This is a genomic window from Actinophytocola sp., from assembly GCF_036002505.1.
Taxonomy (GTDB): Bacteria; Actinomycetota; Actinomycetes; order Mycobacteriales; family Pseudonocardiaceae; genus DASYTH01.
The window spans coordinates 1-5,939 of the sequence record NZ_DASYTH010000354.1; the positions used below are offsets into that span (position 1 = coordinate 1).

Annotated in this window: 7 protein-coding genes; 5 read left to right on the forward strand and 2 right to left on the reverse strand. The window is 73.3% G+C overall.

The window, feature by feature from the left end:
• Positions 1–229: 229 nt before the first annotated feature.
• Positions 230–733, reverse strand: coding sequence for a gluconokinase (locus VGR06_RS30865; RefSeq protein WP_327562687.1), 504 nt, complete (start codon positions 731–733; stop codon positions 230–232).
• Between the two features lie 39 nt (positions 734–772).
• Between VGR06_RS30865 and VGR06_RS30870 the strand changes: the two genes are divergently transcribed.
• Positions 773–1,729 (forward strand): cobalamin biosynthesis protein, encoded by a 957-nt coding sequence (locus VGR06_RS30870; RefSeq protein ID WP_327562688.1) that lies wholly within the window; start codon positions 773–775, stop codon positions 1,727–1,729.
• 95 nt (positions 1,730–1,824) lie between these two features.
• On the opposite strand, the gene VGR06_RS30875 is transcribed toward VGR06_RS30870, so the two are convergent.
• Positions 1,825–2,625, reverse strand: coding sequence for an SURF1 family protein (locus VGR06_RS30875; RefSeq protein ID WP_327562689.1), 801 nt, complete (start codon positions 2,623–2,625; stop codon positions 1,825–1,827).
• Between the two features lie 36 nt (positions 2,626–2,661).
• On the opposite strand from VGR06_RS30875, the gene cobC reads away from it, so the two are divergent.
• The 4 genes from cobC to VGR06_RS30895 all read left to right on the forward strand — a co-directional run.
• Positions 2,662–3,720 carry an Rv2231c family pyridoxal phosphate-dependent protein CobC gene (gene cobC / locus VGR06_RS30880; protein WP_327562690.1) on the forward strand — a complete coding sequence of 353 codons (1,059 nt, stop codon included), beginning with the start codon at positions 2,662–2,664 and terminating at the stop codon, positions 3,718–3,720.
• Complete coding sequence (locus VGR06_RS30885) at positions 3,717–4,541, forward strand: Nif3-like dinuclear metal center hexameric protein (protein WP_327562691.1); 825 nt, start codon at positions 3,717–3,719, stop codon at positions 4,539–4,541. The genes cobC and VGR06_RS30885 overlap by 4 nt, the downstream gene beginning before the upstream one ends.
• A 3-nt stretch (positions 4,542–4,544) precedes the next feature.
• Complete coding sequence (locus tag VGR06_RS30890) at positions 4,545–5,282, forward strand: zinc ribbon domain-containing protein (RefSeq protein WP_327562692.1); 738 nt, start codon at positions 4,545–4,547, stop codon at positions 5,280–5,282.
• Between the two features lie 136 nt (positions 5,283–5,418).
• On the forward strand, positions 5,419–5,939 hold a 521-nt coding region (locus VGR06_RS30895), incomplete at its 3' end, for a reverse transcriptase-like protein (protein ID WP_327562693.1).

The window sequence follows — 5,939 nt, forward strand, 5'->3', positions numbered from 1 at the left end:
TACTCCAGTGGCTCCGAAGTCGTGCGGCGAAGGACGCCTTCCTCACGCTGAGCGTGAGGAAGGACGCTTTCGTCGCACTCACTCCACAGTGGACACTCGGTTGCTGCGGGGGTTCCAGCACCACCGGCACGCCATCAGCCCTGGTACCGCGCCTGAGCCGCTGCTCAAAACGATCTTGAAACGGCCCTGCCCCGAGAGCCACACCCCGAAATGCGCCCCCGCAGTAGCGTCACCCACTCCGAAACTCACCTTCAAGCGCCTGAATCACCGTTTCAACGATATCCTCCGGCGCCTCGGCGATATCCACCACAATGCCCGGTTCGGTGGAGGATAAAGGCTCCAGGTCGGCTAGCTGGGAGTCGAGTAGGGCAGGCGGCATGAAATGATCAGTCCGACCGGCTATTCGGGAAGCGATAAGGTCCCGATCACCGGCCAGGTGAAGGAACCAGACCTTTTCGCCAGCGGCGCGGAGAATATCTCTGTATCGGCGTTTCAGTGCTGAACACGTGACCACCCCGCCGGATTGGGTGGATATCCAGGCGCCAATGGCCTGAAGCCAAGGCCGGCGGTCGTCGTCGGACAACGGGGTGCCGGACGACATTTTGGCGATGTTCTCCGCGGGGTGGAAATCGTCGGCCTCGGCGTAGGGGACGGCCAGCCGGGTGGCCAGGAGGCGCCCGACGGTGGTTTTGCCGGAGCCGGAGACACCCATGACCACGACGACGAGGTTCATGCGGCTATCCTTCCGGGCCGGGGGGCTGAGGAGGACCAGGTGAGCCCGGGGCGCGCGGTCGGATTGTTGTTGGGTGTCGCGGCGGATGGGGCGTTGGGGGATCCGCGGCGGTGGCATCCGGTGGCGGGGTTCGGCCGGGCCTCGCACAAGCTCGAGCGGGCGTTGTACCGCGATCATCGGGTGGCGGGGACCGTTTACACCGGGGTGCTGGCGGGAGCGACCGTCGTGCTGGGCCTGGTCGTGGAACGGGCCGCAAGGCGGAGTCCGGTGGTCGAGGCGCTGGGTACGGCGGTGGCCACCTGGGCGGTGCTCGGCGGGCGGTCGCTGGCGGTGCAGGGGGCGGCGATCGGGCGCGAGCTGGACGCGGGCGCGGTGGAGGAGGCGCGGAAGCGGTTGCCGAACCTGTGCGGCCGGGACCCCAGAGCGCTGGACTCGGCGGCGCTGGCCCGGGCGGCGGTCGAGTCGGTCGCGGAGAACACGTCGGACGCGGTGGTGGCGCCGTTGATCTGGGGCGCGGTGGCGGGCGTGCCGGGGTTGCTCGGGTACCGCGCGGTGAACACGCTGGACGCGATGGTCGGGTACCGGTCGCCGCGGTACCGGCGGTTCGGGTGGGCGGCGGCGCGGCTCGACGACCTGATGAACCTGGCGCCGGCGCGGCTGGCGGCGGCGCTGACGGTGCTGGGCGCGCCGGTGGTCGGCGGGTCGTCGCGGGGCGCGTGGGCGACGTGGCGCCGGGACGCCGCGGCGCATCCCAGCCCGAACGCCGGGCAGGTCGAGGCGGCGTTCGCCGGAGCCTTGGAGATCCGGCTCGGCGGGCGCACCGTGTACGAGCACGGTGTGGAGGAGCGGCCGGTGCTCGGCGACGGGCGGATGCCGGACGCCGGCCACGTCACCCGGGCCGTCGAACTGTCCCGAGTGGTCGGTGGGCTGACCGCCGCGGTGGCCGCCCTGATCGCGCTGATCCGCGGCCGCGCTCGACCGCCTCTCCGGAATTAACTGCTGTGGTTGCGTTCCAGCGGACGGTGCGGATGATCGGTTGATGGTGGCTGGCTGCCGTCACGTTCCCCTGAGGTTCCGTTGGCCAGAGCGCACTACGCGTTGGCGCGTTCGGCGGCTTCCTCGTCGGCGATCTGCCGGGCGACCGAGCGGCGCCGGGGTGCCGGCTCGGCCAGCACGCCGCCCGGCCTGATCTCCCGCCAGGTGAAGTACAACCAGCCGAGGATGGCCATCGTGCCGAACGCGATCCATTGCAGCGCATAGGAAAGGAACGGTCCGGCGTCGAGCTCGGGCAGCGGCAGCGGGCCGAGCACACCCGGGCTGCCGGCCTGCAGCTGCAGGTATCCGGGGCTGATCGGCAGGCCGGTCGCGCGCGCCATGGTCCGCGAGTCCACGGCGTACACCTGCCGGCGGCCGCCGTTGGTCCGGTCGCTGAACGCGTCGCGGTGTTCCGGGTCGGTCTCGTCGGACCGGACGCGCGCGGTCAGCACGACCTCGCCGGTGGGCGGCGCCGGATAGTCGCCCACCTCCGACGTGTCGTTGGGCCGCAGGAAGCCGCGATCGACCAGCACGACCGCGCCGCCGGCCAGGCGGAACGGGGTGAGCACCTCGTACGCGGGCTCGCCCAGCACCGTGCGCAGCCGGGCCAGCACCTCGCCCTCCGGGACGTACCGGCCGGTGACCGTGGCCAGCCGCCATTCGCTTCCGGGCGGCAACGAGCCCAGCGACGCGGGTGCGGTGGTGAAGGACGCCTGCACCGCGGCGTTGGTGGCGCTGCGTTCATGGTGGCGGCGGAACTGCCACGGTGCGAGCAGCGTGAAGCAGGCGGTGGCGAACGCCAGCACCACCAGCGTCACCACCAGCCACCCCGGCCGGAGCAGGAACCTCAACCGCACGGTTCCACGGTAGGCCGCCCCCTTAGACTCGCGGCGATGACCCTGAACCCGACCGATCCGCTGCGGCACCACGGCGATGTGGACGCCGAGCCAGGGTTGCTGGACTTCGCGGTCAACGTGCAGGGTGAGCGGCCGCCGCAGTGGCTCGTCGAGCGGCTGGTCGCGGCGCTGGACCGGATCGGCCGGTACCCGTCGACCGAGGACGACGCCCGGGCGCGCGCCGCCGTCGCCGGCCGGCATGGCCGCCGCCCCGAGGACGTCCTGATCCTGGCCGGCGCTTCCGAAGGGTTCGCGCTGCTGCCCAACCTGAAACCGCGCCTGGCCGCGATCGTGCACCCGGCGTTCACCGAGCCCGAGGCGGCCCTGCGCGACGCCGGCCTGGCTGTGTACCGCGTCATCCTCAGGTCGGACCACGGCTACCTCCTGCGGCCGGACGACGTGCCTCCGGAGGCCGACCTCGTGGTGGTCGGCAATCCCACCAACCCGACCTCCGTCCTGCACCCCGCGGACACCCTGCGCCGGCTCGCCCGGCCCGGCCGCGTGCTCCTCGTGGACGAGGCCTTCCTGGACGCCCTCCCCGGCGAGCCGGAGTCCCTCGCCGGCGACGGCACCGTGCCCGGCCTGATCGTGCTCCGCAGCCTCACCAAGACCTGGGCGCTGCCCGGCCTGCGCGCCGGATACGCCCTGGCCGCACCGGATCTGCTCGCCCGCCTGGCCGCCCACCGTCCACAGTGGCCGATCGGCACCCTGGTGCTGGAGGCGGTGACCGCGTGCAGCGAGCCGCTCGCCGTGGCCGATGCCGAGCTCGCCGCCGCCGAGCTGGTCGCGCATCGCGAGCACCTGGCCGCGGCGCTGAGCGAGCTTCCCGGGGTCACCGTGCAGCAGCCCGCCAGCGCGCCGTTCCTGCTCCTCCGCGTCGAGGGCGGCGAAAGGGTCCGGCAGGGGCTGCGCCGGCGCGGCGTCGCAGTTCGCCGGGCGGACACCTTCCCCGGCCTGTCCGCCGACCATCTCCGGGTCGCCGTCCGTTCCCCGGAACGATGCGCGCCGCTGCTGTCCGCGCTCAAAGCCGAGCTGAACGTCGGAGCGATCTCGTGAACGTCGGCGCCATCGTGGAGATCCTGGAGCTGGCCTACCCGCCGGCGCTGGCCGAGGACTGGGACGCGGTCGGACTCGTCTGCGGCGACCCGGCCGACGACGTCTCCCGGATCCTGGTCTGCGTCGACCCCGTCGAGTCCACGGTGGACGAAGCGCTCGAGCGGGACTGCGAGCTGGTCATCGCGCACCACCCGCTGCTGCTGCGCGGGGTTCACGGCGTCCCGGCCGACACTCCGAAAGGTGGCCTGGTGCACCGGCTGGTCCGGGCCGGCGCCGCGCTCTACTGCGCGCACACCAACGCCGACGCGGCCAACCCCGGCGTCTCCGACGCGCTGGCCGCCGCGCTCGGGCTGACCGTCGTCGGGCCGCTGAACCCGCGCCCGGACGGTGACACCGGCATCGGGCGCCTCGCTGCGCTCGCCACCCCGGAGCCGTTCGCCGCGTTCGTCGACCGGGTGGCCGCCGCGCTACCGGAAACGGCCGGCGGGGTGCGCGCCGCGGGCGACCCCGACCGTCCGGTCAAGACGGTCGCGGTGTCCGGTGGCGCCGGCGACTCCTACCTGCACGTGGCCGCCGCGGCCGGCGTGGACGCCTACGTCACCGCGGACCTGCGGCACCACCCGGTCAGCGAGCACCTGGCGGTCACCGGCGCGCCGGCACTGGTCGACGTCGCGCACTGGGCCAGCGAGTGGCCGTGGTGCGAGCAGGTGGCGGGCATCCTGCGCAGCTCGATCGGCGGTAACGTCGACATCCACGTCTCCACCCGCCGCACCGATCCGTGGACGCTCGGCGCGGCGACAGCCAGAACGGGGAGGGACTAGAGGGTGAAAGCCGATCCCGCCGTACAGCGCCGCTTACTCGAGCTTGCCGAGGTCGACGCCGAGCTTGCCCGGGTCGAGCACCGCCGGCGGAGCCTGCCGGAGCTGGCCGAGATCGCCGCGGCGGAGCTTTCCGTGCGGGCCAAGCGGGACGGCCAGGTGGCCGTCCAGACCACGCTCGCCGATCTCGACCGCGAGGTGAAGCGGCAGGAGAAGGAGATCGACGCGGTGCGGGCCCGGGAGGACCGGGACCGCGGCCTGCTCACCGGCGGCACCGTCTCGGCCAAGCAGCTCACCGACCTCGAGCACGAGCTGGCCACCCTGGAGCGCCGGCAGAGCACGCTCGAGGACGACCTGCTGGAGCTGATGGAGCGGCGCGAGGCGGTCGAGCTGGACGGCCAGCACGCCGGTGTCGAGCTGGCCAAGGCCGAGGAGGCGCTCGCGGACGCGGCCCGCCGGCGGGACGAGGCGCTCGCCGACCTGGACACCACCCAGGCGCGCCGGGACGCCGAGCGGACGAAGCTGGTCCCGCAGATTCCCGAGCCGCTGCTCAAGATGTACGACCGGGTGCGCGCCGCGAAGGGCATCGGCGCCGCGCTGCTGCGGGCCCGCCGGTGCGGTGCCTGCCGCCTGGAGCTGGACCGGAGCGCCATCTCCCGGATCGCTGCTACTCCCGCCGACGAGGTGGTCACCTGCGACGAGTGCGGCGCGATCCTGGTCCGCACCGCGGAGTCCGGCCTGTGAGGGTACAGCGGTGTGCCGCGCGGGCCGGCGGTGTCTGGACTGACGAGCAGCGCAGCGAGCGAGGAACGAGCGAGTGAGCAGCGCAGGAGGGAAGACACCGCATGAAGGCCCGCGCCCGCGAGCGGAGCGAGCCAATGTGACGGTCATCCTCGAGGCTGACGGCGGGTCCCGCGGGAACCCGGGGCCCGCCGGCTACGGCGCGGTGGTCCGGGACGCCGCCACCGGTGAGGTGCTGGCCGAGCGCGCCGAGGGGATCGGCGTGACCACCAACAACGTCGCCGAGTACCGCGGGTTGATCGCCGGCCTGACCGCGGCCCGCGACCTGGGCGCCGAGACCGTCACCGCGCGGATGGACTCCAAGCTCGTCGTCGAGCAGATGTCCGGCCGCTGGCAGGTGAAGCACCCGGCCATGCAGCCGCTGGCCCGCGAGGCGCAGCAACTGGCGCGCGGGTTCGCCCGGGTCCGCTACGAATGGGTGCCGCGCGAGCGCAACAAGCACGCCGACCGGCTGGCCAACGAGGCCATGGACGCCCAGGCCGGGGTCACCCCGGGAAAAGCGCCCGGGGCTGACGGCCCCGCCCGCTGGACCGGCGCCACCGGCACCCCCACGCGGCTCCTGCTGCTGCGGCACGGGCAAACCGCGCTCTCCGTCGAGCG

Excerpts from the sequence above, each read along its gene's own strand:
- VGR06_RS30865 (WP_327562687.1), bottom strand. The coding sequence starts at position 733 with ATGAACCTCGTCGTCGTGGTCATGGGTGTCTCCGGCTCCGGCAAAACC.
- cobC (WP_327562690.1), top strand. The coding sequence starts at position 2,662 with ATGACCCTGAACCCGACCGATCCGCTGCGGCACCACGGCGATGTGGAC.